This is a genomic window from Flavivirga jejuensis, assembly GCF_030540765.1.
In the GTDB taxonomy this organism is placed as follows: Bacteria; Bacteroidota; Bacteroidia; order Flavobacteriales; family Flavobacteriaceae; genus Flavivirga; species Flavivirga jejuensis.
Map to the genome: position 1 here is coordinate 23165 of NZ_JAUOEL010000013.1, position 23927 is coordinate 47091.

Consider the following 23927-nt stretch of genomic DNA (forward strand, 5'->3'; position numbering starts at 1 on the left):
ACTCCTATTTATTCAAATAAGATTTGTGAACTAAAAGTAAATCATCAAATAGAGGTATCTAACGAGTTTACTGAATACCTGATGGTTAACTCATTCAATGATGTTTGGAAACAGAAGCTTTTTAGATGAAACCCTCCTAAATTTCGATTTTATCGAAATTATCCTCCCTTTTGAAAAAAGTGAGGAACGAGTTCGGTTCATATTTTCGAGTACAGTTTTAAATTTTAGTTTTAATCTAATATTGAAACAGACACACACAACTTTTGTACTTGATCCCAAAATAGGATAAAATTCCTTAACTTAATGCCATTGGCTGGCAGACAGCCCCAACTTAAGGGTCTGAGAATTTTTAGATTAAAAACAAAGAAGCTGTATAAAAAGTGTTATTCTGAATGTTATGAAGAATTTCTGAAAATAAAGAATTTCTTGAAACCAACTATCCTTTAAAGGAGGCAAAGCTATAGAGGTATTTCGCTTGTTTCATACGCAATCAAGTTGCCCACAAAGTTTTGACCTAAAAAGGGCAAAAACCAAAATTCTGTATTTTACCTCTCCCAGAACTGCCTTTTTTGGCAGTTCTGACCTCTCCATTGGAGAGACATCGGAAACTCCGACGCAGAGCGTCGAGGAATTCTTTAGATTAATTTTTTTAGAGATTCTTCACTTTGTTACCATTGACGTTTTTTATAAATACTTAATTTATAATCGTTTGTCATTCATAGGACAGCGAAGAATCTTTATTATTAATCTCTAAAGATTCTTCAGTCGTACCTCCTTCTGAATGACACTCCTATTACGTCATTATATACGCTTGATAATTTTTTTTATCTCAATCCTCTGAATGACACTCCAATTACGTCATTTCATCCGCTAGTTAAATTTTTTAACACAGATCTTTGAATGACAAAGCTTATTACTTTTTAGGCGATCTCATTTTACCTATTTGCTATAGTCAGTGGTTACGTCTTTATCTAAATAATCATCAACATCATTATTGTTAGAATCAACAATCTTTAACGTTTTAATAGTAATTATACCAGCGTTATTATCAGATCGTTCAACTTCAAACTCAATTTTTTCGTCGAGTACAGGTTCTTGCTCCCCCAGAGTTGTGTCTACCGTATAAGTTATTCGCTCTAGTTCATTAATAGTAGAAACCCCATCTCCATCATCATCGTTATCTAAAAAATCAGCTGTACCATTACCGTCTGTATCATCATCTGTTTCATCTGTTAAGTCATCGTAATTTACTGTAATTTGATCGTCTCCATTTAAATCTTCTAAATATGTAGGAATACCATCACCATCATGATCATTTTGAGTAGTCTCTAATAATTCAAATTTAAAAATTAAAGGAGCATATGTATTACCAGATACAGATCCAGAAAAATAAGCCAGCCCTGAAGGAATAAACATAACACCTGCCCCGTGATTTAAAAAATTAATAGTTCCATCATTCTTTTCTATAAAATCCTCCGCTGTATTGAATTCTGGCAACACTCTTCTCCACCCTTCAATTTTTACATCTATCAATAAATCATATTTTACAGGGTTAACCGCACTATCAAACACTACATCGTCTAGAGTAAAACCTTCATAAGTCACATAAACATTATCAACAAATGTTGGAGAATCACTTCCACCTCCTTCATTTAATTTAAGCACATAATACTGATATTTTGTATCTAAATAATCAATTGTTCTTTTATCAACTGCATATTCTTCACCTTTTTTAAATAGCGTATGTCCGTCTGGAACTTCACCTTCTTCAAGCTTAGTGATAACTAAATCAGATAAACTAGGGTATTGTATTGCCTTAATTTCTTCAGAATTATAATAATGTGTTTCTAAATATTCTAATATAGCTTCATTATCTATAACTTCTTGCTCGGTTCTATCTGCTAATTCAACAACTACAATGTCATCATTATCATCATCTTTTTTACAGGATAAAAAACATGTAACTATACATAACGTAACTAAAGTTATTTTTCTTAATTTCATATTAGTTTGTATTTTAAACGATCACGTTTAGTAAATGCCACATTCATTTAATCAATCAATTAGCTTTCAATTTTAACTTTAAGCTCTTTAAGCCTATGAATGTTACATTATTGCTTATTTTTGATGCGCAAGATACAATTTTAAAATAATTTTGCACAAGAACATTAACGTAGTTTTTAGAATAATTGTATGCGAATTGATAAGTATTTATGGTGTGTTAGGTATTATAAAACAAGAACCCTTGCTACAACGGCATGTAAAAAAGGACAGGTACGAATAAATCAAGAAGTTGTAAAGCCTAGTAGAGATGTTTACCCTCTGGATACCATCTCATTAAGAAAGAATCAAATAAACTATAAACTTACTGTAAACGATATTCCAGAAAGTAGAGTTGGGGCTAAGTTGGTTGATATTTATAGAACAGACATCACACCAAAAGAGCAATTTGAAGCACAAGAGCTTTTAAAATATTCTAAAGATTATTATAGAAAAAAAGGGGTTGGTAGACCTACAAAAAAAGATAGAAGAGATATTGATGATTTTACAGATGAAAATGAGTAATTTTATCTTTTAATTTAAGAATTAAACTATTATGGCTGCTAAGAATAATATAATCCTCAATCATAACGAAATCAATCATAAGATAAGGCGTATTGCTTTTCAGATATATGAAAATAATGTGAATGAAACAGAAGTGATTCTGGCTGGTATTGATAAAAATGGTTATGTCTTTGCAAAAAAATTAAAAACAGTTCTTCAAAAAATATCTGAGATACATCCTATACTTTGTAAAGTTAGCATTGATAAAAAAAATCCTTCTGAATCTATTACAACTTCCATTTCATCTGAAGCTTATAAAAATAAGTCTTTAGTACTTGTTGATGATGTTTTAAATTCTGGCACCACTCTAATTTATGGTGTGAGACATTTTTTAAATGTGCCATTAAAGCAATTTAAAACGGCCGTCTTAGTAAATAGAAATCATAAAAAATATCCTGTAAAAGCCGATTTTAAAGGTATTTCTTTGTCTACTTCCTTACATGAACATGTGCATGTTATTTTGGAAGGCAAAGTTTTTGAAGCTGTTTTAGAATAATTGTAAAACTAGTTCTTCAATAATATCTTCTTCTTTCTTGTTATCGGTTGTTATTGTAACATCGGATAAACTATAAAATTGAGTGCGCTCAAAAAGGTGCTTTCCAATAAACTCTGTAAGCAATTCGTCTGTTTCAATATGAGCGATTAGGGGGCGTTTACTCTTTTCGTTTTTCAACCTGGCTACTAAAGTCGGTATTGAAGCTTTTAAATAAACACTCTTTGCTTTAGAAGTGTTTTTGAGAGCATCCATATTATTACTATAGCATGGTGTCCCTCCTCCTAGCGATAAAACTAATTTCGTTTTATCATCTAAAAGTTCCTTCAAGTATAATGTTTCCTTCTTCCTAAAGTATATTTCTCCTTTAGATTTAAAAATATCACTTACTGATACTTGTTCCTTTTCTTCTATATAATCATCCAGATCTATAAAGTCATAGTTTAATTTGTTTGCCAAAATTCTTCCTAAAGTTGACTTTCCTGAAGCCATATACCCAATTAAAACTAAAATCATTTTTACGCTATAAATTGATTATTAAAAACATACGTTTAAGCAATGCAAAAAAACAAAAAATTCTTTTAAAAAAGTATTGTTTAATTAATAAAACATTATATATTTGCACCCGCTAACAACAACCAAAGTAACGTTAGTGTTGAAATAATGACCTGGTAGCTCAGTTGGTAGAGCATCTCCCTTTTAAGGAGAGGGTCCTGGGTTCGAGCCCCAGCCCGGTCACTAAACAGGATATCATCCGAAATCAAAACCTTGCTAATCTTATGATTAGCAAGGTTTTATGGTTTTTAGGCAATCATTTTATTTGATGTTATTTGGTTTTAAAAGTTCACAAATCGTCAACATTTTAATTTTCCAAAAATATGTTGACGATTATCCTTGTAACTCACTGATTATATGAATAATAGTTGATTTGACTTTCGTCATTGAATGTTTAACACTTTAAAGACGACAACTATGCGTACTTCATCAACATTTTCTATCCTTTTTTGGATATACAGCACACGTGCAAAAAACGATCAAACTGACATTTATGTAAGAATCACAGTAAATGGAAAACGGGTCAACATTAGCTTAAAGAAAAAAATTGATATAAATTCTTGGGATATGAAATCTCAAAGAGTTAAGGGAAATGGAAAAACAGCCCGAGAAATCAACCATTATATAAATGAAATAAGATCTACTCTTTTTCAATGCTATCGTGATTTAAAATTAGAAAATAAAGTTTTATCCTCTCAACTCATCAAAGCTAGATTTTTAGGGGAAGACAAAGAAATTCATTCACTTCAAGATATTATTGATTACCATAATGAAACAATGGTTGGTAAATTATGCTCCAAAACTATGTGCCATTATAAAACAAGTCAAAAATATGTATTAGCGTATTTAGCAAAAAAACACAAGTCATCTGATATTTATCTCCAAGACTTAGATTATGCCTTTGTACTTGGTTTCGAAAACTTTCTCCGTTCTTATCAACCCAGGCATTATCAAGGCAAAATAGGAAACAATGCTGTCATGAAACATATACAAAGACTTCGAAAAATGGTAACGCTTGCATATCACATGGAATGGATAGACCGCGACCCCTTTGTTAAATTCAAACCAGTATTAGAAAAAAAAGAACGTGAATTTCTCACTGATAATGAACTTAAAAGTATTGAAGACATATCTACGTCTATTGAAAGGCTCTCTGTTGTTAAAGACTTATTTCTTTTTAGTTGTTATACAGGAATATCTTATGGAGATATTATGAACCTTTCAAATGATAGTATAATGTAAGGTATTGACGGTAATAGTTGGATTATGTCAAAAAGAAATAAAACAGGAGTACCATTCAAAATACCTTTATTACCAATAACAGAACTATTAATAAAAAAATATGAAAACCACCCAAGAACTCAATTTACTGGAAACCTGATGCCTAGTATTTCTAACCAACGTCTAAATAGTTATTTAAAAGAAATAGCTGATTTATGCAATATAAAAAAGAATCTAACATTTCATATGGCACGTCATACTTTTGCTACGACCGTTACATTAAGTAACGGTGTCCCTATTGAAACTGTATCGAAATTATTAGGACATACTAAAATTACCACTACCCAAGTTTATGCAAGAGTGATTGAACGAAAAGTGAGTGATGATATGGAAAAATTAAGAAATCAATTAACTTCTTAGCTTTTTGCTTTTTGGGAATAAGAAACATCAAACTGTTGATTTGATGTTTCTTATTTGACATTATTATAAATTAGTTTCCAAAATAACTCTCCTACCCCCTTTCAATTCCTTCAGTTCAATCATCAACTTTTCATTATCTCCCAATACAAATTTTGGAAGTACATAAACAAATCTCTGAGATTTACCATTTATAATAGTACTAGGCATTTTATGCTTATAAATAACCTCTTGTGGTAAACTCTGAAAAGAGGCTTTACGCTTTTTATTTCCGTTGGTTCTATAAACATTCAGGTAATCAATCTTAAAGTCGATTCCAGACTTGTTTTTCACTTCTATCACTAAATATACTTCAGAAGCATTATATACCATTTTCTGTAATTGTAATTTGATAGCTTTCTTCCGTTTTGCAGCAACACTTTCATCGTTTAATTTTAGCAAATAGTTACTGAACTTTTTGAAATACTTCTTTCTATCAACATTTGAATCTACTTTTATATTTTTCTGGTCAATCTTTTTAACAATTGGTTTTTCATTACCCATACTGCTTGCTTCAGCAATAAAGTAGTTAAGCTTTGGCAGCTTCTCAGCATACTTAAGAATATAAGAATACACCTTTCCATTACTTGTAACTATTAACAAGTTACTTTCGGATCCAGGCCTTGCCTGAAGTAATCCAAAATATTGTTCTTTCTCTCTATTGTATGTAAATACAAAATGATTTGCTCCAGTAATCCCTTGACGAATTGGATTTGGAAAAAATAAGGCTACATTCTTTTGGTCATTGGCATAAATAGTATCTAGCACCTGTTGTGCAAAAGTTGAAACTGAACATGCCAGTAGTGTAAAAGTGATAATATATGTTTTCATAAGAGTGCGTTTTAAGAAATTGCCATTATGGGCTTTCATGGAAGTTTAATTTTAGGGTTTCCTTATATTTGATTTAAAGACGATTTAGTTGTTTGCTTTTAATATGAGTTTATAATTATCGGTTATGGTAACCTTCACGTTCCGGTGATTGCGTTGGAATATTTTTCGAACACCACTTATCTGTGGAACACCTGTAATATTGATATCATCAACCATATCACCTACTACTTCATTAGTAGCTTCTGCCCGAAAACTATTCTCTACATATATACCATCACTACCGTCCTGTAAGTCAAAAGCTTTCAACTTTACAGGCTGATGATTGATATTTTCAATGGTTATTAATGTACGATTAGGCTTAAAACTTATAAAGCCATAAATAAGTGTGTTTTTAGGTACAAGTATGTTATTGATATATGCCTCCTTTGTTAATCGCATTTGTAAACGGTAGTTGATTTTTACGGTCTGCGTACCATCTACACGCACATAAATAAATGCATCTGTATTTTGTGTGTTCAATGATTCATTTTGTAAAGGCTTTGAAGCAAAAAAAAGCTGATGTTCTAAACTACGTTCTTTAGCTGTAATACTTGTTTCATTCTCTTCAATCGCGTCTATGGTATTCTTTTGAATTATTTTAGGCTGGACAACTGTTTTTATTTCTGATTTTCTATAATCTCTATCTGTATAATTGATACGTCCTTGGCTGTAGATGCTATCCACAATCCGCATCTTTTCTTTATCCAATAAATCTGGATCATAAACCCCTGCGGCATCCAATAAGCGTTCATCATATATGCTTGGTGCATTTGTTTCTCTTACTTCTTTTAGGTCGTCTAAAGCCTCTAGTTTGGATTCATATTCTTTTTGACCTCCTTCCAATTCAGGGATAGCCGTTTGGTTGTTTTCAATCATAGACTCATCATCTTCACCAAATACCATTACTGAGTACGCACCTATAAAAAGCACTACACAAAGCAGCACTAAAGTGAATACGATTTTGTTCTTTTCAATTTTCATTCTGCATTTTTTTTAATGTGTTTTCAAAAAAATTGGTAATCAATAATCCGTGGGTATTATTAGGGAAATTTCTATCAACGTGAAACAGACTACCAGTGGTAGTCAATTCATAAGTATCTACAATAGACCCGCGATTGATTTCAAATACAGTTCTCGTTTCAAATCCATAGGGTTCTTTTCGTATGTTAATCTTTGATTCTATACTTAGTACTTTTTGAACCAATGAATACTGTAGCAAGCGGTTATAGACTCCATCTGCTTTCTTCTGTCTATATAAGGCATCTACAGAACTGTTTCCTAACCATAATGCTTTCCCCAGGTTCTTTTCGTAATTACTTGCGTCTATATTGTAGAAATAGGTGTGAAAGAGTTCCAAATGCGCCAAGGTTTCTACTTCTAAGTTTTCCTGTTGTGAAACTAATTTTAACGGAATTACATTCCCATCGGTATTGACTACAAAGGCGTTATTGACTGTTTCTTTATGGAGTTTTACCACCAATACCACTGAAACAATACAAGTGAGTACTGCTCCGATAATGACCGCCAATACAATAAAGCGATTTAGCTTCAGTACGTTATATATATTTTTATAAGGTGTTTTCATTATTAGTTTATCGTTTTAATTATCAAATGTGCCTTAGGCACTTATCCGCCACTAAAAAGCTTAAATACAAAAGAAGTCGCACGACGATAGAGTTTGAATTTGAGTAGTACAATGAATCCTATAGAACCAAATTGTAATAGGGGTGCAAAAAAATTGCTTCCCCAATCTGTCCCGAATAAATCGGACCAAAAATTGGTATTGATTTCTGTATAGAGATTATTTACAAAGACATTAACCAGAAAGAAAGCGGGTACTAGCATATATACTCCTGCATATAGTTTGAAGAAATTATAGGCTAAGGCTCTAAACTTTTCAAACACCGCTAAACTAATAATTAAAGGGAAAAAGGCTTGCATGATGCCTAATAGGAAATACCGTTCTGCTAAAAACAAAGGATAAATAAACAGATCCAATAGCCATAGAAACATACCCAATATAAAAGCAAGGGTTTTCAAGCCATACATAGGGGTTACTAAAGCTTCGTACAGTAAGGCAAAAGCCTTTTTGGCGGCTTCCAATGCCCCCACATCCTGTTCCAAATCTATATCTTGCATTTGTAACGGGAGGAGCGCTGGAGCCGTGTCCCTATACTGGTTTTCTATAGCAACCAATATGGTATCAAAAACACTCAACACTTGTGTTGAGAAGATTACTAAAATGACTACTGCAAAATTCTTTGCCAGTTCTGAAGGTGTCAATCCCCAAGTATACCCCTCGTTATTAGCAATACCTTCATTGTACTTTTTTAGGATGTTAATGAGAAAGAATAAAATGGCCAGTGTTTTCATTCCAGTAATGGTGTACTGTGAAAAATCACTGTTCTTAATGGTCGTAAAAACGGTATCAATATATTCCAACCCGATGCCTAAAAAAAAGCCTGCCATTAGTATTTTGCTCCTCGGTTATTGATTTTGTCTTGCATTTCGCGAAAAGCGATTATCTCTCGATAACGTTTGGTCTTAGCTTCAATCTCTGCGACCATTTCTTTGGATTCTCTTTCTTTTGCCTTTAAAACTTCAGCACGTTCGGCATCTGTCATTTTTAGATTATTACTAGAAAGTATTTTTTCAATAAATCCCAATCCTTCTAATGAATTTTCTACAATGACATTGAAAGAATCTGATATGCGATTAACTTCATGTGGTTTTATATAAGGGGAATTAAGAATCCCCCTTAAATCATCTTGCACCAAATCGAAAAGACGCTGGTTGTTTTTAGCCAATTCCTTAACTGCATTAAGCTGCTTTATCACATTGTTGACTTTCTCAATATTCTCCTTTTGTGTTTTTAAGAATTGTACGGTCTTTAATAACTGTGAGGTTTGTTTTGCAGATTCTACTAAAGATTTAGTAAAACTGATAAAGTTGGTATTGTCATAAACTGGCATCCCTTGAGCGGAAACATTACTTCCGATTAGTAGTGCAAATAATGCCGTTAGCATTAATCTTTTAATTGTGCTTTTCATGATTTTTGTTTTAAGAATTAATAAATATTTGAATGGCTTTTTCCATATCTTGATGTTCTTCGAAGAGCCTCATAATGTGTTCACTTTCTTTACCGTCTGTGAGGTATGCAGCATAAACTTCCTTCGGAACTTCCAATCTGAAAATGTTACTCTCTTTACCGATTTTGATAAACATTTCGGTGTACTTTCTTGCTCCGGTTAGATTGTTTCGGATGGATTTTAATTGGTTCAAATCGTGACTTGACAGGTTAAGCCTGTTTTTTAATTCTTCGTAACCTTTTTCATTATTCAGACTATATACTACCTGTGTGTTTTCTAGAATACTTGCCGATGTAGAATTATTGGGCAGCTGGTTAATAGATTGTAGAATAATACCAATCGCTCCATTTTGTTTTCGAATAGCTTGATAGTAGAATTCTACACTTTCCAATACATTTCCGAATTTGAGTTGTTTGGCGAACTCATCAAAAAGAATAATGCCTTTCTCTGCTCTATTTTTCCAGATAGTACGTTGTATGGCTGATTTGATAAGTTTCAGCATTACGGAAAGAATTTCTTTATTGTCTTTGACTTCATCCAGTTCAAAAACAATCAATCGCTTGTCCTCAATCTTGTAGCTTTGGTCTTCGCTTACGCTGAATAAAAAGCTATATAGACCATCATCTACATATTCCGATAGGATATGCAGAAAATTGTAAACACTAAAGTCGTCTTCCCTTATTTTGAGTTCCTCAATAAGTGTGTCTTTTTTATCATCTATAAATTGATACAAAGAAGCTAGTGAATGAGATGTTCTGATATGCGCATAATAATGCAATAGTACTTTTTTAACGGCTACCTCTTCGGCTTTAGTTGCTTCTTTTCCTGAAGCTAATAACTCCAATAAAAAAATAGTCAGGTCTTCCAGGCGTTCTGGTGTTAAGTCTGCTTCATTGGAAATGTAAAAAGGGTTTATACCTAAATTCTTTCCTTGTTCATAGTGTAGAATAATATGGTCATTAGGATATAGCTTGGCAAATTTGGAATACGAGCCTCCTAAATCAATTACTACCAAACGCACGCCACTTTCAAAATACTGACGAAGTATATTGTTTGCTAAGAATGATTTCCCTTCTCCTGTGGGTGCAAAAATGGCAAAGTTTCGGGCTTTGATACGTTTCTTACGCTCATCCCAAACATCTTTTAAAACCGGAATATTATGTTGCCTGTCATTAAAGATAATACCTGTTGCATCCGATTTGTAATTGCTATTATTAATGTACAAACACAAAGCGTGTTTTAAATCGGTTACATACAAATCTTCGTTAGAGAAATTGGATGTAAAACAACAATAAGAATTCAGGAAATAATGCTTTCGCTCCTCCCCTTTTGGGTAGTATGGAACAATATCCAGTTCCTTGAATTCGGTCTTTATTTTGGAAGCTATTCTACTTAATTCCGATACTTCCCTAGACCAAAAAACAATATTAAGATGTCCTCTTATAATTCGAGAACTATCATCTTCATTAATTTTGGTAACAATGTCTTCAATCTTCTTTAAGATGACTTTGTTCTGTGTTCCGAAATTGGAACTTTTATTGAGTTCTTCAATTTTCTTATCGAATAGTTTTCTCCACGTATGTTTATCATCCAAATAGATGATTTGATTGACGATATGGTTTTCATTGAGATTTAACCCTAGACCATCAATAAAACCTTGATGGAAAACAAAATCGTCTGAAGTGAATTTATCGTTGGTCTTACTGCTCTGTACCACATCACCAAAGCACAATTCACTGTTGACGGCTAATACATCAAAGTAATTTTCTCCAATTTCTATATTTGACTTTTTGAGTTGTACATCTGTATCAAAACCTTCATTAAAGCCGTTGAAATAAGTCGTTGTGATGTTTACAATTTGGTTCTCATCAAGAAGCTTAAAATGAACTTTACGGCTATTATTGATAAAAGAAATCGCATCGTTAACCAAAGTGATAAATTCACTCACATTATGGTCTAGCTGTTTGTAAATGCCCTTTTCAACTTTGCGAAACGGATTTGTAAACTTGGAAGCGTTTAAAGCTTTGTTAAGAGGGAGAACAAAGAACAAATACGAAGCATGCTTTATATAGTCTCGCCCTTTAAAATAATTGTGTGTGGCTTTCTCTAGAAAACTATTATTAGGCAGCATTACTGCTTTAAATGTTTCTTTTTCATAAATATCTTGCTTATGGATAATGGTACTTACAGGTAATGATTTAAAAGCCTGAAACCATGAACCGTGGATATCCTCAAAATCTTTTTCCGATAAGCTATAGATTTCTGGGAAATCACCTTTATAACATAGTACTACATTGCCATTATTGGCGAATATAATATGGTCTTGTATATCCAAAATAGGATGGTAAGCAGATAGATTTATTTTCTTCATATTGATTATTAATTAAATACCCACCTGTCTGCCGATAGGTAGATTATGGGTCTTCATAATACAGTTGACTTTCTTTTTTATTACTAATAGTTTGTGGAAACACTTTTTTGAAATGAAATGAGGCAGGTTTTTTAGTAAGCTGTGTTAAACCTATGTAGAGTGACACATTGGTTACAAATACACCAATGATGACCAAAAAACTAAAAGAAAAAATGATAAATAATAAGGATCCAATTACAGCCGTCATCATTAGAGCGAACAGCGATATAGGTAAGCCCATAATCACTGCTCGTTTTCTAATATTTTTATAGACCGCAAACCGTTTCATTAGACTACGATATTAATGAGGTAGGTAAAAATGCCTACTACTGCACCCGCTATAAGAACAAATACCAATACGCGTGTAATGCCTTTTTTCAAATCGGCATTTTCGCCAAAGAAATGGCCTGCATTAAATAGGAAGCCTATTAAGAATATGACTCCCAAAATTATAGGAAAAATGGTTCTGATAGTATCGGAAACATCATTAACAGAATCTTCAATGCCTCCAATTTGTGCAAAAATGGCGTTTGAAATAAGAAATAATAAAGTGGTTAAAAAGAGTGATTTTTTCATACTGAAATGATTTAAATTTTGTTTCATTTTCGTTGAAATAAAAATACACTATATTTGAATTCAATCAGTTGATTTTTAATATTTTACACAAATAATATTATTTGATTTCGCTTGATTTTAATTGAAAACAAAGCGAACTAAATCTTATGAAAATTGATAGAAAAAACCCACTCGATTATGAAAATAAATTAGAAAACAGCTCTCAAAAACGTCAGTTTTGTGATTTTGGCCTTAAAAATGTGTGTTGTTTTTGGTCAACAAAAAATCATTGTGATTGATCTTGGACATGGCGGAAAAGATTCTGGGGCAATTGGGATAAATAGTATTCAAGAAAAGGATGTGGTTTTGAATGTGGCTAAAGAAATATTAAAGCTTAATAAAATGATTTTGAATGATAAGTTTGAGATTTATTTAACTCGATATAAAGATACTTTAATTTCTTTATCGGATAGAAGTCGATTGGCTAAGAGTTTGAATGCGGATGTATTTTTGTCTTTGCATTGTAATTCGTCTTATAGCTATTCCAAAGGCATAGAAGTTTATGTCCATAATTCAGATAAGCCAAATACCAAAAAATCTATTAACCTTGGTTTATCTATCTTGAATGAAAGTACTCAAAAACTAGGGTTTAAAAAGCGAGGTGTGAAGTTTGCTAATTTTCAAGTGTTGCGGGGAGCTGATTCATTTTTCCCTGCCATACTTTTAGAATTGGGTTTTGTCACTAATACTGATGAGGCTGATTATTTTTTTAAACCTAAAAATATTGAAGCTGTGTCTTTGGCTGTTTTTATAGGGATTTCTAATTATTTAAATGTATTTTAATCTGCTAAAAATGGAGCTCGGTTATAGTAACGTAATAAAAAAAATTAGACGATTCTCGTGGATTGCCACAAGAGCATAAATTTTAAGAAAAATAAAATTCTATGCACTTGTTATATTTAGAACTTCACTTAATCTTCTTTTTCATATTTCATTATTTTTTGTCTTAAAACAAAAGAAACAAAAATTCAAGGCTGCATATAATTTTGGAAACAATTAACGACTCATTCGCTATATTTTAGGAAACATTGGAACTGGTTAACATTGTTTTAAATCCCTTGTATAATTGAAACCCTTAAGAAACGGTATTACTAAACCCCTAAAATATGGACGCTCATTTCATCTATCAGTTTTACCAAAATTTTATGAGGCCAAGTTAAAAAGCGAGATTCTATTTTACATAATATGTATATGTTTTCTTTTTATGAACCTAATACTCTTAAAGCTTCATTTCCATTATTTTGTATTGCATCATCTGAAGCTGCTATAATTGTACTAAGCTTTTCAGATAATAAAACAGAACTTATACCTGGTTGTACAATAGTAAATTTAAACCTAAGTTGCTTATTTTGAGCCAAAATATTATTAAAATCAATTAGAGTACCTCTTTTAAACTTTTCATTTTTGTTATGACCCCTATGGTTCATCTTTTTCTTAAATCCATTTCGGTTAGAAGTCCAAAGTTGTGATTTAATAGCTTGCATGCAAACTTCATAAACATCACCTACTCTATCTCCTGGATTTGGACCACTAGATCCTTTAACATGAAATAGTTCAATTAAAATATCATTTGCATTATCATTTATGCTAATATGATCAGCAACTTCTCCTGTACCATGATCATAAATTAAAACATTAGGGTTAGTTCCTAAAATATATTCATCAAGAGAATCATGTATTGAGTTTCTATTTCCATTATCTATCTTCGATTGTGCATCTTCATAAAATTCAATAGTAATGTCAGTATTTAAAGCTTCCCAATCAATACTTTCAACTCTATCTGGATCAAAATATAATTCTCCCTCTTGTGAGGGTTTATGATAATCATGATTTATAACATTAGCAAACTCATTTAAATATAAGTGAAGAGGGAAGTCATCTAAATAATCCAATATATCAATTGTATTATTACCATATTTTATGATATAATTTCCTTTCTCATTATCACTTTCAAATAAATAATATTCTTCAAAATCATATGTCAAATCAATTGTAATTATATCATTCGTTAAATAAAAATATAATTTATCCTCATCAGATTTATCTTTATCAATAACTATTTCAAAGTCCAATAATTGATAAGTAGCAGAAATTTCATCTTCTTCCATTACATTTAATAATGGTGGATTATGGAATGTATCACCATTCCAAGTTGAAGAAATAACTGTAAATGGAAACTTTGATATAGGAGTGCCAATAGAAAGATTGTCTAATCCTGTTTTTGTAGAAACAGTTTTATCACTAACTATTTTTTCTCCAAGCAATTTACACCATTTAATTAATTTTGGAATCTTTTCATATGCATTACTCCAAACTTTTGCACCACTACTATATCCAATTGTAATTGATTCTCCCTTTGATTTAGCTTTACCAAAAACATGTCCATTAGCGTAAAGCCTACCGTGGCTTTTTCGTATAGATTTTTCAGCATTTGCTCCTGAAATAGTCCGATAAGACTCTCCACTATTTGGTGACTTATTTTGCATCCCAATATTGAAAAACTCTGTATCATCAAGATCAACTAAAACTTTATTAATTTCGTGTTTTGATATTCTTTCATATACTCCATTGGAAAATTCTTCTATCACATCGTCATAAAATTGCAGAGTTCTAATAGACGATGAATGGATAAATATTAATCCATTCTTCTCATCATAAAAAATTACAAACAAATAATATTTAGTATTGACAATTTGTTCAGATTTAATCCACTTTGGCTTAATTGTCTCTCTTGTTACAAAAATAAGTGCAGCATTTTCTTCACTAATACCTTCATGAATAACTTCATGGTTTGGAATATCTATTTCACCATAAATATTAAACTCTTCGGTTTTATAGACTTTGACATGAAAGTATGGATTAAGATTGTATAACGAAAATTGATCGTCATCATCTTCAGAACTAGAAGTTAATTCAAATGTATCCAGCACTTCTTTAATTTCATCTTCTTCAATTATAGTTTGCTCACTTAAATCTTTAATTATATCATTCCATATTGCTCCTTCTGCAAAAAGCTGTTTACGGCCAATAGTAATATTATTTGGTATTGCTATAAATTTAGCTTCTCCTATATTTTCTGCATTTGTTCTAGCAAACCTTCCAATGAACTGTAAAGTAACTGCTAGTGATTTATGAGGTTGATGAATTACTCCAATCTTCAAATTTGGAAAGTCAAATCCTTCACCGAGCATATCAACACATATAATACCATCTAATTCCCCTTTTTTAAGCTTTGCTATTGTTTGCCTAATATATCTATAGGTTTTAGTACTATCTACCCTTCTTAGTCTTAGCGTTGTGTTATCTTGATATAAATCGTTGAGTTCTTTTGCATTAACTTTAGAACTAGTCCTAACCATTATATAATGTTTCAATCCAGCTAAACGATCTTGTTTGAAAATTTTGTCAGCTTCTCTCGCTATTGCTAAATCTGGATCTACTCCTTCTTCAACTTTTACTGCATAATAACCTATTTCTCCAAATATTTTATCTTCATATGCTTTAGACAAAGGATAATTAAATGCAGTAATTCCTTTGATTTCTTTTTTATCCCTTCTAAATGGTGTAGCTGTAAAATATACCTTTTTAGCATTCTCAAATGCCTCTACAGTATTTGACCAAGTATATGCAGGAACATGATGAGCTTCATCAACTAAAATTAAATCAAATAAATCTTCAGGAGGTGATAGTGTATCATTTATACCTTCGTTAATTGATTTAGGTATACCAATAACTACATCATAATCATTAAGCTCCTCCCACTCTTGAATATTGGTAATTGGAGACTTTATTTCCTTTACTTTAGGAGTATTTAAGTCATTATGAAAAACATTGCAATATTTTAAAGTTTCAAGATCATTAAATTCTTTAAATATTTGTCCTCGTACTAAAACACTAGAACTTAATACAAGAACTCTTTTAGCTTGTAATAAAAATGCAGCCAACACTAGAACTGCGGTTTTACCAGAACCTGTTGGCATTATAATAATCGCTGGTGTTTCTTTTCGTATTGTAAAATGTGAACCAATAGCATGTATTGCACCTATTTGTGCATTACGAAGGCCCCTAATACCTTCTTTAGCTATTGGTAAATTTATTCTAGAGTAATTCTCAGAAAAGTATACCATAAAAAGCAATTTATATTAACTCTAAATATATAAATTTTAACAGTTAAAAACTTACAGAATCCCGTAATTAATAAAAAATTAAATAATCGTTTCCATTCCACACACATTATACTTCCCTCCTAAGTCGTCGCATAAAAAGTGTTCCATTAACATTGTAAAGAAACTTTTGAGAATGATTTTTTTGAAGAAACTGTAGTAACAACTTTCGCTTTTAACCAAAGTACCGTTCATAACGCAGTACACTATAGTACAAAACATATTATTTCCTTTTATCTCCACTCTCTTTATCAAAAGCCACCAAATTAAAAAGCTGTCGCATCCGAGAGCGCACCCGATTACCATAGCGTTCTTCCAATTCCTGGGCATTAAGATTGGTAGTAGCATGTGTTTTTATCTTGTTTTCTAAAAACAAATCATAACGAGATAAAAGAATTTCCCCCATGACATTACAATCTTTACCATAATGCCTCCCTATAGGTTCCACTCCCAAATCATCAAAACAAAAATACTGACCATCACCATAATCTTCAATGGTTTTATAGCCAATATGATTAAATCCAAAAACAATATTTCTTGCTGGTATCATTTTATAAGGTTTTTGATGCGGTACAGTATATCTCAATAACTTCATTAAACTTGTTTTTCCACAGCCAACAGGACCAGACAATAGAATGCCTTTATTGATATCAATATCTAAACGCTTACAATTTGCTTCATCTTTGATAAAATAATTACATAGCTTAAAAATAATCTCTCGATCTTCCTCTATAATTTTAAATTTTTCCCCAAACAGTAACTTACCCTTGGTATTGAGATAAGCAAGCATCATATCAAAATCATAAATGATTTCATTCACTTTCAGTTCTCCTAAGTGATATTGTTTCTTGCCTTCGGTAATGATATGCGGGCTTACATTTTTCATAGTGGCTCATCATAATTTTTATCAGAACTAGTCTTTAAGTTGTCCTGATATGGAACAGTTGCCATTTGTTTTTCTTCAGTTTCAGAATTTTTATTATTCGAAATTTTAAAATTTTCGCGTTTGTTTATGTTTTTATTGTTTTCTATAGTTTGTATATGTTTGTTTATACGTACCAATGCTTGTCCAGTGCTTGTCTCGATATTGGTACGACTTGAGTACAGAACTTGTTCGGTACTTGTCCCAAAATCGAACATCTTAATTTTACTACCTTTAAATGGATTATGCGATGGTGAATACAGCAAGTAATTCCAATGGCTTAATTCTTTAATGCAACGGTGATACGTAGACTTTGATCCGATTTTAGAATACGCCATAACTTCTTCCCTATTGATATAGAATTCTTCCTTAAAAAAGCTACTATTCCAAAGCTGAAACAAGGCGATATACAAACTAATATGGGTTGGATTTATACGACTGTCTTTAGAAAATTGCACAAACACACCATTGAGGTGTTTGATGTAGTTAACGTCTTCCAAAGCAACTTAAAACTGATTATGAATCCTGTTCTTTTCTAGCACTTCCATGATTTCTTGATAATCATAATACAATAGACCTCCAACTTTTGTATACGGCAATGTGCCATTAATACGTAAGTTTTGTAATGCACCTGGAGAGATTCCTAAAAGGTCTCTGACTTCTGGAGATTTGAGCCATTTTTTTGATGAAAGACCAGATTGATTGGTAAGTAGCTGTTTAATATCATCGAGTAGTTCCATTTTAAACTCTCTGAGGTCTTCGGTGGTAATGATTGTTGTTCCCATATTTGTAAAACTGTTTTTAGAAAACAAAGCCGTCAATGATTATAAATTTTTAAACGACGGCTTTGAATTGATTTGACATTCGTTTGACAAACTTGAAGAGATTTATTTAGTTTTATTCACCAGTTGACCCGACTCTGGTAAAAATTTAACATTTTGATTTTTTGGGATATTTTGAAGAGATATGATTGTTTTTATGAAGTTTAAGCAGTCAATTGTCCTTAAAAGAAATTAATTGTTTGATAAGAAACTTATAAACAGGAGGTAAACCGAGTACTGTTAATTTTTAACAATTCTTAGTATGATTATTATGAATCATTTTTCTCAATTTCATTGATTAAACCAATTGATAATTCATCCAAAAATTTAGTTCTACTATTTTTACGCAGCCTTATTTCGGAGTAAGTTTTGTAAAAATCGCCCAGTTCAAAATTGAATAGCTTTTGTAACTCAATAGCAATCTCCTTTATTTCTAACTTACCATTATTGATGACACGGCTGTGATATAAAGCATATATCAATTCAGTTAATGCTACCTTACTTGAAGTCCACTTTAGATTGGAATGACTCGATGGATTGGAATAACAATTTGAGCGGTCTTCCAAATAGCTTATAAATCGTTTATAAGCATTAATTTTTGCCAATAACAAATCATGTGAAGTATTAAAATCTAAATCATAAAAATAATAATCGGTATGCATCATCATGATCTGAATTGACTGATTTCTTGTAAAATAACAAACATCCAGATGTGTTTGCCCTTGCTCAATATAATTCACAAAATCTAAGTGATTTACTAAAAATTGATGTCGCCTATTTATATTTTTTTTAATAAACTTTTGTTGCATTTTTTCGCTCGTTTTGGATAGTTGGCTTTCAAAAGCATATACTTCCAAATAATAAATAAGATAGCTTAATGGTATTTGTTTAATATTTTTAAAAAACTGTATTTTATCTTCCTCTTTTGAAAAACCTTTTGAAACAACTTCACATTTAAATATTTGAAGATACTTTCTACAAACTTCAATAGCTGCTGTTGACTTTTTAATAATATCCCATGAAGATTTTTCAATATTGTGTAATTGATTTTGAAAATCTTTTATTAATGAGGGAGCGTGCATGTTATTTTTAATATACCTTTTTAAACAAAACCTTGACTTAAATTTCTATCATAAAACTTGTTTGAAATTGTTTCGGTTTGTTAAAGTTCAATAGAATATAGTATTAAAAAAAACAATTATTCCCATCATTTATAAATCAAGAGTAGAGATTTATAAATGATGGAAATAAAAAAATAAATTTTTAAAATATTAGGATTGCTATAATAATCTGAGAACCTATAAAAACTCTCTAAAAGTAAAATGGCATTATTAGATCTCTGTATTTTCTAATTGATACTCAGGATGTCCAGTTTGCCATAATATGAATGAGAAAATATCAGCCCATTCCTCATATATTTTTAATTCATTATTTGTACCATTATGTCCAGAATTAAAATCAATATTAAGTAAGACAGGCTTTTTAAGCATATTTGAATTTTGTAATCTTGCAATAAATTTACCTGTCATCCATGGGTTAACCAAAGGATCATTCATTCCAATAGTCATATAAGTCGCAGGGTAATCAATACTATCTCTAATATGTAAATAAGAATCCATTTCTATTAAACCCATACATTCAATTGAATCCTTAACAGTTCCAAACTCCTTATAATTAGAACCACCTCCACCTGCTTCCGCTTCCGCCCTTAAAGGGTTCATTAATCCTGCCTGAGAAATTACGACAGAAAACAAATCAGGACGTTCAGTCATAGCTCTACCAACCACTATTCCCCCTGCACTTGCTCCATATATGGCAGTATGATTTTTAGAAGTAAATTTTTCATCTATAAGGTATTCGGTACAAGCAATTAGATCTTTCCATGAATTAGACTTAGTTGTTTTAAAACCATCTTCATGCCAGTTTTCACCCTTTTCACCACCCCCTCTAACATGTGAAATACAAAATATGCCCCCGTTTGCAACAAAATTTAACATCAATGGTGAAAAATAGGGGCTTTCTATATCTCCATAAGCACCATAAGCATATACAAATACAGGATTTTTACTATCTCTTTTAATGTTTTTATTATAAATAATAGATAAAGGAACCTCTTTTCCATCATGAGAAGTAACTAGTACTTCTTCTGCAATGATATTTTTAAATTCTGGATATTCACTTTTAGGAGAGAGGTTGTCTTCTAAAAAACTGTTGTCCTCTGAAATATATTTATAACGGATATCATCGTTTACCCATCCACTTGTTGAAATCCATAATTCTTTATGATTAATAGATTTAGCGTATAGACTAATTTCCCCTGCTTTTTTTGGTGTTTTTAAATTAATCTCTATACCATCACTTATTTTATACAAACTAGCTTGAACACCATATTTTTGAGTGGTATAAAAAATGGCATTCTTTGTAACTTCAAAATCGTTTATAATTTCTGTTTTCCTTTCTTTAGCAATTACCTTAGGTTTTTTAAAATTTAATTCATTTATAGTTACTGATGCTATTTTTTTATTTGGAGCATTTTGTGCTGATAAAAAAACAAACTCGTTATCTAAAAACACACCTTTGTTTGTAACTACTTTTTGTTCTTTTGAATATAATGGTTTCCAGTTAAGCTTCCCTTTTTTTATATCTGATATTTCAGCATAAAAAGTATTCCAATAACTATCAACTCCAGCAACATATCCTAAAAGGTATTTATCAGTGCTAGATTTTATTTTTGCAATAGGATATTCATTAGGATTTATATTAAGTTTTGGATGTGATTTATTTCCAAAAACAAACCTTAAATCATTAGGTTTATTATTTAATAAATAAAGTACAGATTGAGAATTTTGTTTAAATTTTGGATTTGAGATATCTGAGCCTGGAAAGTAAAGAAAGATGAAACCACTATTATCGGGCAACCAACTAACTCCTAAAAAATTGGTAGGCCATGCATTATTGAGAACTTGTGGCATTGGTTTTTTAGTTTTCATGTCGATAATTATCATTTCTGATAATTCTCTTCCTGAATGTGAAAGTGAAACAACTATAAAATTAGCATCCCAACTAGGGCTTATATAATTTATAACATAGTCTTCCTTTGATTCAGGCTTAAATGATTTAGGATCGAATAATAAAGACTCATTTTCATTTTTTTTATAATAAAGTTTATAATAACTTTCTTCAACGTTTCTTTTTAAATAAAACCAAGTATTATTTTCAGTTATCTTTATTTTCGAAGTTCTAAATGATTCTCTGTTATCTATTTCACTCAATGTTTTAATTAAAGAGTTTCTCCCAGAGATGTTTCTCAATAAATTTTCAGCATAAATATCTTGATTTTTGTACCAATTAATATTAACCGAATCATTAATATTCTCCAAATTTCTATATCTATCTATTATTTCTTTCCCATAATAGTGATCAACAACTAATTCGCCTTTTATTATTGGAGGGTTATATATCTCGATATCTGTTGAATATTTAACACAAGAAACTAGAATAAATAAAATTATAATAAACTGTATTTTTTTCATTATTCTTTTAAAGTTTTACAAATTACAAATTGAATAAATAACACACACCCCAAGAAAAATTATCTTGAGGTGCAAAATAAAATAATTTTAATCTCATTATTATGATCTACCTGGGGTTTTCTTTTTGTTTTTATCAATAATAACCCCATCTCCGCCTCCTATAATCACTTTTAAATTTTTAAAAGTAAAGTCCTTAAAATTGTTTAAATCTGTTTTTTTGTTTTTCAAATTATTCATAAATATATGTATTATATGTTATAGGTACCAATAATATAAAAATCTTGTTATACTAATAGTTAATAAAATAACGAACTAGTCTAGATTTATGAATTTCGTGCTAATTTATTTAGTTCTTTTATAAAAAAAGATGGTTTAATACCTGTTTTATTGAAAAAAGCTTTTGAAAAAGATTCACTATTACTAAATCCAACTTCATATGAAATAGCTTTAATTGTATAAGCTCGTAATTGATAATTCGTTTTTAATTCTTCAATACAATGATTAATTCTTAAACCATTTAGATAATTTGAGAATGTAATACCTTTATTATGATTAATTACTTTAGATAAATACACAGAGTTGGTGTTAAAGTCTTTTGCTAATTTATTTAAAACGATGCCTTGCTCTAAATATTTCTTTTTATTTTCAAATTCATCTAATTTAGAGATTATACTATTTATGATTTTCTCTGAAATATTGATTGAATTATTTTCAGAATGTTGTGTTATGGATATTTTTTGAGTTTTTAAATTTTTATTCAATAACTCATTAAAACGCTTCTTATACTTTTTTTGATTATTATAAAAAAAGAAAGAAATACTTGAAAATAGAAGTATAATGAAAAAAACTAAAAAAGTTATTTTTTTATTAAAATCCTTTTCATTGTTAATTTTTATAATCAATTTACCCTTTTCATTCTTCAATTTTGGGACTTCATAATGATTAATAACTTCTTTATTAATATTTTTAATAGTATTATTTAATAAACTATCTACTTTTATTAATTTATCTACGAAATACAATTGTTTATTAACATTTCCTTGTTTTGAATAGAAATCATACATTGTTTTATATGTATCTTTTAATTCAATAAAAGGGTTTTCTGTTGCTGTATAAATAGAATCTACCTTATTGAAGTAGCTTATCGTTTTATTAATATCTCTATGCTTATAAATTTTTCCTTGATAATAATAACAATTGGCTAAACTAATATCATTAATTAAAGGTTCTACTTTTTTTAAACTATCTAGTGCACCTTTATAGTCATTCTCAAAATACAAAAGTGTGCCACTATCTAGCAAAAAGGTTGAATACATTAACGAATCTTTAGTTTTTAAACTAAAATCAAGACCTTCCTTTATGCGTATAGAAGCAGAATCTAAAATTTCACCTCTTAAATAGGCTTTAGATAAATCGTTTAAAGCAATTATATAATCTTTTTTAAGCTTCTTTTTATAGTTAGGTTGAGATTCAAGGAATTTTAATTGTTCTCTAAATATTTTGAGTGCTTCATCGTATTGACCAAAAATAGTTTTCAGACCTCCTATAAACTGTTTTATTTCAATTTGTTGGTTAATATTATTGTTTTTCAACGCATATTCATAAGCAATTAAATATAATTTTAAAGCTTTTTTATCATCTCCGTTATCATAATTATAATACCCTTTCAACATATAACCCAAAGCGGGAAATTCATTATTTTTATAATTTTTAGTGAGAGCAATGATACTGTCAGAATATGCAATAGCTCCTTCATAATGTAAAATACAAGATTTATACAAATAGGCGTAAGCCAAATTAAAAGTATCTTTTTCTCTACTGGCCTTTTTTATCCAAGCATTTACATAAACAATAGAAACTTTGTGGTTGTCTTCATACTCTTCAAATGCACTTTTAAGATATTCGAAAGATTTGTCTTGTAAAGAATCTGAAGATTTTTCCTGACCTTGAATAGCCTGACTTATTAGCGTCAGAAAAAACATAAGTACAAAAGGGGGCTTTAAATACATTACTTATTTTTTTATAAGTCCAAATTTACAAATTTAGACTCTGAATTTATGAAAACAGATATACTTAGTTTGTAAAACATTTTTAAAAATCGCAGATTTGACCTGTCCTAAAATTTATATAGATATGAATTATTTTGGGTTAGTTATTCAACAAGTGCAATTTATT

At 30.5% G+C, this 23927-nt stretch carries 23 protein-coding genes and 1 tRNA gene; 6 read left to right on the forward strand and 18 right to left on the reverse strand.

The features are described from left to right. Positions 1 to 939: 939 nt before the first annotated feature. Positions 940 to 2004 (reverse strand): FKBP-type peptidyl-prolyl cis-trans isomerase, encoded by a 1065-nt coding sequence (locus Q4Q40_RS23380; RefSeq protein WP_303304479.1) that lies wholly within the window; start codon positions 2002 to 2004, stop codon positions 940 to 942. A gap of 189 nt (positions 2005 to 2193) precedes the next feature. On the opposite strand from Q4Q40_RS23380, the gene Q4Q40_RS23385 reads away from it, so the two are divergent. Together Q4Q40_RS23385 and Q4Q40_RS23390 are read left to right on the forward strand one after the other, a co-directional pair. After that, positions 2194 to 2565 (forward strand): RNA-binding S4 domain-containing protein, encoded by a 372-nt coding sequence (locus tag Q4Q40_RS23385; RefSeq protein ID WP_303304480.1) that lies wholly within the window; start codon positions 2194 to 2196, stop codon positions 2563 to 2565. A gap of 31 nt (positions 2566 to 2596) precedes the next feature. Next, positions 2597 to 3100 carry a phosphoribosyltransferase family protein gene (locus Q4Q40_RS23390; protein ID WP_303304481.1) on the forward strand — a complete coding sequence of 168 codons (504 nt, stop codon included), beginning with the start codon at positions 2597 to 2599 and terminating at the stop codon, positions 3098 to 3100. Here Q4Q40_RS23390 and Q4Q40_RS23395 read toward each other — a convergent pair. Then, positions 3092 to 3613: a shikimate kinase gene (locus Q4Q40_RS23395; protein WP_303304482.1), complete on the reverse strand. Its 522-nt coding sequence runs from the start codon at positions 3611 to 3613 to the stop codon at positions 3092 to 3094. The genes Q4Q40_RS23390 and Q4Q40_RS23395 overlap by 9 nt on opposite strands. Positions 3614 to 3762: 149 nt before the next feature. Between Q4Q40_RS23395 and Q4Q40_RS23400 the strand changes: the two genes are divergently transcribed. From Q4Q40_RS23400 to Q4Q40_RS24170, 3 genes are all read left to right on the forward strand, one after another. Continuing rightward, a tRNA-Lys gene (locus Q4Q40_RS23400) sits at positions 3763 to 3835 on the forward strand. Between the two features lie 234 nt (positions 3836 to 4069). Beyond that, positions 4070 to 4894 carry a site-specific integrase gene (locus Q4Q40_RS23405; protein WP_345027394.1) on the forward strand — a complete coding sequence of 275 codons (825 nt, stop codon included), beginning with the start codon at positions 4070 to 4072 and terminating at the stop codon, positions 4892 to 4894. 24 nt (positions 4895 to 4918) lie between these two features. Next, positions 4919 to 5293, forward strand: a complete 375-nt coding sequence (locus tag Q4Q40_RS24170; protein ID WP_345027396.1) for a site-specific integrase — start codon at positions 4919 to 4921, stop codon at positions 5291 to 5293. Between the two features lie 63 nt (positions 5294 to 5356). On the opposite strand, the gene Q4Q40_RS23410 is transcribed toward Q4Q40_RS24170, so the two are convergent. The 8 genes from Q4Q40_RS23410 to Q4Q40_RS23445 all read right to left on the reverse strand — a co-directional run bounded on the left by Q4Q40_RS23410 (position 5357) and on the right by Q4Q40_RS23445 (position 12274). Further along, a complete protein-coding gene (locus Q4Q40_RS23410) occupies positions 5357 to 6160 on the reverse strand; it encodes a DUF4138 domain-containing protein (RefSeq protein ID WP_303304483.1) in 804 nt (267 codons plus the stop codon). Positions 6161 to 6244: 84 nt separating this feature from the next. Next, the gene (traM, locus tag Q4Q40_RS23415; protein ID WP_303304484.1) at positions 6245 to 7180 is read right to left on the reverse strand and encodes a conjugative transposon protein TraM; all 936 of its coding nucleotides are present in this window, start codon (positions 7178 to 7180) and stop codon (positions 6245 to 6247) included. Next, complete coding sequence (locus Q4Q40_RS23420) at positions 7170 to 7784, reverse strand: conjugal transfer protein TraK (protein WP_303304485.1); 615 nt, start codon at positions 7782 to 7784, stop codon at positions 7170 to 7172. The genes traM and Q4Q40_RS23420 overlap by 11 nt, the downstream gene beginning before the upstream one ends. Positions 7785 to 7825: 41 nt before the next feature. Beyond that, the gene (locus Q4Q40_RS23425; RefSeq protein ID WP_303304486.1) at positions 7826 to 8668 is read right to left on the reverse strand and encodes a hypothetical protein; all 843 of its coding nucleotides are present in this window, start codon (positions 8666 to 8668) and stop codon (positions 7826 to 7828) included. Continuing rightward, on the reverse strand, positions 8668 to 9249 hold the full coding sequence (locus Q4Q40_RS23430) for a TrbJ/VirB5 family protein (RefSeq protein WP_303304487.1): 582 nt from the start codon (positions 9247 to 9249) through the stop codon (positions 8668 to 8670). Before Q4Q40_RS23430 ends, Q4Q40_RS23425 begins: the two co-directional genes overlap by 1 nt. Positions 9250 to 9259: 10 nt before the next feature. After that, positions 9260 to 11659, reverse strand: coding sequence for a TraG family conjugative transposon ATPase (locus tag Q4Q40_RS23435; protein ID WP_303304488.1), 2400 nt, complete (start codon positions 11657 to 11659; stop codon positions 9260 to 9262). A gap of 43 nt (positions 11660 to 11702) precedes the next feature. Further along, positions 11703 to 11987, reverse strand: coding sequence for a hypothetical protein (locus Q4Q40_RS23440; RefSeq protein WP_303304489.1), 285 nt, complete (start codon positions 11985 to 11987; stop codon positions 11703 to 11705). Then, positions 11987 to 12274 (reverse strand): hypothetical protein, encoded by a 288-nt coding sequence (locus tag Q4Q40_RS23445; RefSeq protein ID WP_303304490.1) that lies wholly within the window; start codon positions 12272 to 12274, stop codon positions 11987 to 11989. Before Q4Q40_RS23445 ends, Q4Q40_RS23440 begins: the two co-directional genes overlap by 1 nt. Positions 12275 to 12493: 219 nt before the next feature. On the opposite strand from Q4Q40_RS23445, the gene Q4Q40_RS23450 reads away from it, so the two are divergent. Further along, on the forward strand, positions 12494 to 13096 hold the full coding sequence (locus Q4Q40_RS23450) for an N-acetylmuramoyl-L-alanine amidase family protein (protein WP_303304491.1): 603 nt from the start codon (positions 12494 to 12496) through the stop codon (positions 13094 to 13096). A gap of 419 nt (positions 13097 to 13515) precedes the next feature. Here the strand turns inward: Q4Q40_RS23450 and Q4Q40_RS23455 are convergent, their stop codons facing one another. From Q4Q40_RS23455 to Q4Q40_RS23490, 8 genes are all read right to left on the reverse strand, one after another. After that, entirely contained in the window at positions 13516 to 16440 is a 2925-nt protein-coding gene (locus Q4Q40_RS23455; protein ID WP_303304492.1) for a DEAD/DEAH box helicase, read from the reverse strand. A gap of 259 nt (positions 16441 to 16699) precedes the next feature. After that, complete coding sequence (locus Q4Q40_RS23460; protein WP_303304493.1) at positions 16700 to 17362, reverse strand: ATPase; 663 nt, start codon at positions 17360 to 17362, stop codon at positions 16700 to 16702. Continuing rightward, positions 17359 to 17898 (reverse strand): hypothetical protein, encoded by a 540-nt coding sequence (locus Q4Q40_RS23465; RefSeq protein WP_303304494.1) that lies wholly within the window; start codon positions 17896 to 17898, stop codon positions 17359 to 17361. Before Q4Q40_RS23465 ends, Q4Q40_RS23460 begins: the two co-directional genes overlap by 4 nt. A 6-nt stretch (positions 17899 to 17904) precedes the next feature. Then, entirely contained in the window at positions 17905 to 18183 is a 279-nt protein-coding gene (locus Q4Q40_RS23470; protein WP_303304495.1) for a helix-turn-helix domain-containing protein, read from the reverse strand. A 305-nt stretch (positions 18184 to 18488) separates the two neighbouring features. Beyond that, positions 18489 to 19301: an RteC domain-containing protein gene (locus Q4Q40_RS23475; protein WP_303304496.1), complete on the reverse strand. Its 813-nt coding sequence runs from the start codon at positions 19299 to 19301 to the stop codon at positions 18489 to 18491. Positions 19302 to 19550: 249 nt separating this feature from the next. Continuing rightward, entirely contained in the window at positions 19551 to 21752 is a 2202-nt protein-coding gene (locus Q4Q40_RS23480) for a prolyl oligopeptidase family serine peptidase (RefSeq protein ID WP_303304497.1), read from the reverse strand. 99 nt (positions 21753 to 21851) lie between these two features. Beyond that, positions 21852 to 21989: a hypothetical protein gene (locus tag Q4Q40_RS23485; protein WP_303304498.1), complete on the reverse strand. Its 138-nt coding sequence runs from the start codon at positions 21987 to 21989 to the stop codon at positions 21852 to 21854. Between the two features lie 86 nt (positions 21990 to 22075). Continuing rightward, on the reverse strand, positions 22076 to 23761 hold the full coding sequence (locus Q4Q40_RS23490) for a helix-turn-helix domain-containing protein (protein WP_303304499.1): 1686 nt from the start codon (positions 23759 to 23761) through the stop codon (positions 22076 to 22078). Positions 23762 to 23927: the final 166 nt, after the last annotated feature.

Excerpts from the sequence above, each read along its gene's own strand:
- Q4Q40_RS23380 (WP_303304479.1), bottom strand. The coding sequence starts at position 2,004 with ATGAAATTAAGAAAAATAACTTTAGTTACGTTATGTATAGTTACATGT.
- Q4Q40_RS23385 (WP_303304480.1), top strand. The coding sequence starts at position 2,194 with ATGCGAATTGATAAGTATTTATGGTGTGTTAGGTATTATAAAACAAGA.
- Q4Q40_RS23390 (WP_303304481.1), top strand. The coding sequence starts at position 2,597 with ATGGCTGCTAAGAATAATATAATCCTCAATCATAACGAAATCAATCAT.
- Q4Q40_RS23395 (WP_303304482.1), bottom strand. The coding sequence starts at position 3,613 with ATGATTTTAGTTTTAATTGGGTATATGGCTTCAGGAAAGTCAACTTTA.
- Q4Q40_RS23405 (WP_345027394.1), top strand. The coding sequence starts at position 4,070 with ATGCGTACTTCATCAACATTTTCTATCCTTTTTTGGATATACAGCACA.
- Q4Q40_RS24170 (WP_345027396.1), top strand. The coding sequence starts at position 4,919 with ATGTCAAAAAGAAATAAAACAGGAGTACCATTCAAAATACCTTTATTA.
- Q4Q40_RS23410 (WP_303304483.1), bottom strand. The coding sequence starts at position 6,160 with ATGAAAACATATATTATCACTTTTACACTACTGGCATGTTCAGTTTCA.
- traM (WP_303304484.1), bottom strand. The coding sequence starts at position 7,180 with ATGAAAATTGAAAAGAACAAAATCGTATTCACTTTAGTGCTGCTTTGT.
- Q4Q40_RS23420 (WP_303304485.1), bottom strand. The coding sequence starts at position 7,784 with ATGAAAACACCTTATAAAAATATATATAACGTACTGAAGCTAAATCGC.
- Q4Q40_RS23425 (WP_303304486.1), bottom strand. The coding sequence starts at position 8,668 with ATGGCAGGCTTTTTTTTAGGCATCGGGTTGGAATATATTGATACCGTT.
- Q4Q40_RS23430 (WP_303304487.1), bottom strand. The coding sequence starts at position 9,249 with ATGAAAAGCACAATTAAAAGATTAATGCTAACGGCATTATTTGCACTA.
- Q4Q40_RS23435 (WP_303304488.1), bottom strand. The coding sequence starts at position 11,659 with ATGAAGAAAATAAATCTATCTGCTTACCATCCTATTTTGGATATACAA.
- Q4Q40_RS23440 (WP_303304489.1), bottom strand. The coding sequence starts at position 11,987 with ATGAAACGGTTTGCGGTCTATAAAAATATTAGAAAACGAGCAGTGATT.
- Q4Q40_RS23445 (WP_303304490.1), bottom strand. The coding sequence starts at position 12,274 with ATGAAAAAATCACTCTTTTTAACCACTTTATTATTTCTTATTTCAAAC.
- Q4Q40_RS23455 (WP_303304492.1), bottom strand. The coding sequence starts at position 16,440 with ATGGTATACTTTTCTGAGAATTACTCTAGAATAAATTTACCAATAGCT.
- Q4Q40_RS23460 (WP_303304493.1), bottom strand. The coding sequence starts at position 17,362 with ATGAAAAATGTAAGCCCGCATATCATTACCGAAGGCAAGAAACAATAT.
- Q4Q40_RS23470 (WP_303304495.1), bottom strand. The coding sequence starts at position 18,183 with ATGGGAACAACAATCATTACCACCGAAGACCTCAGAGAGTTTAAAATG.
- Q4Q40_RS23475 (WP_303304496.1), bottom strand. The coding sequence starts at position 19,301 with ATGCACGCTCCCTCATTAATAAAAGATTTTCAAAATCAATTACACAAT.
- Q4Q40_RS23480 (WP_303304497.1), bottom strand. The coding sequence starts at position 21,752 with ATGAAAAAAATACAGTTTATTATAATTTTATTTATTCTAGTTTCTTGT.
- Q4Q40_RS23485 (WP_303304498.1), bottom strand. The coding sequence starts at position 21,989 with ATGAATAATTTGAAAAACAAAAAAACAGATTTAAACAATTTTAAGGAC.
- Q4Q40_RS23490 (WP_303304499.1), bottom strand. The coding sequence starts at position 23,761 with ATGTATTTAAAGCCCCCTTTTGTACTTATGTTTTTTCTGACGCTAATA.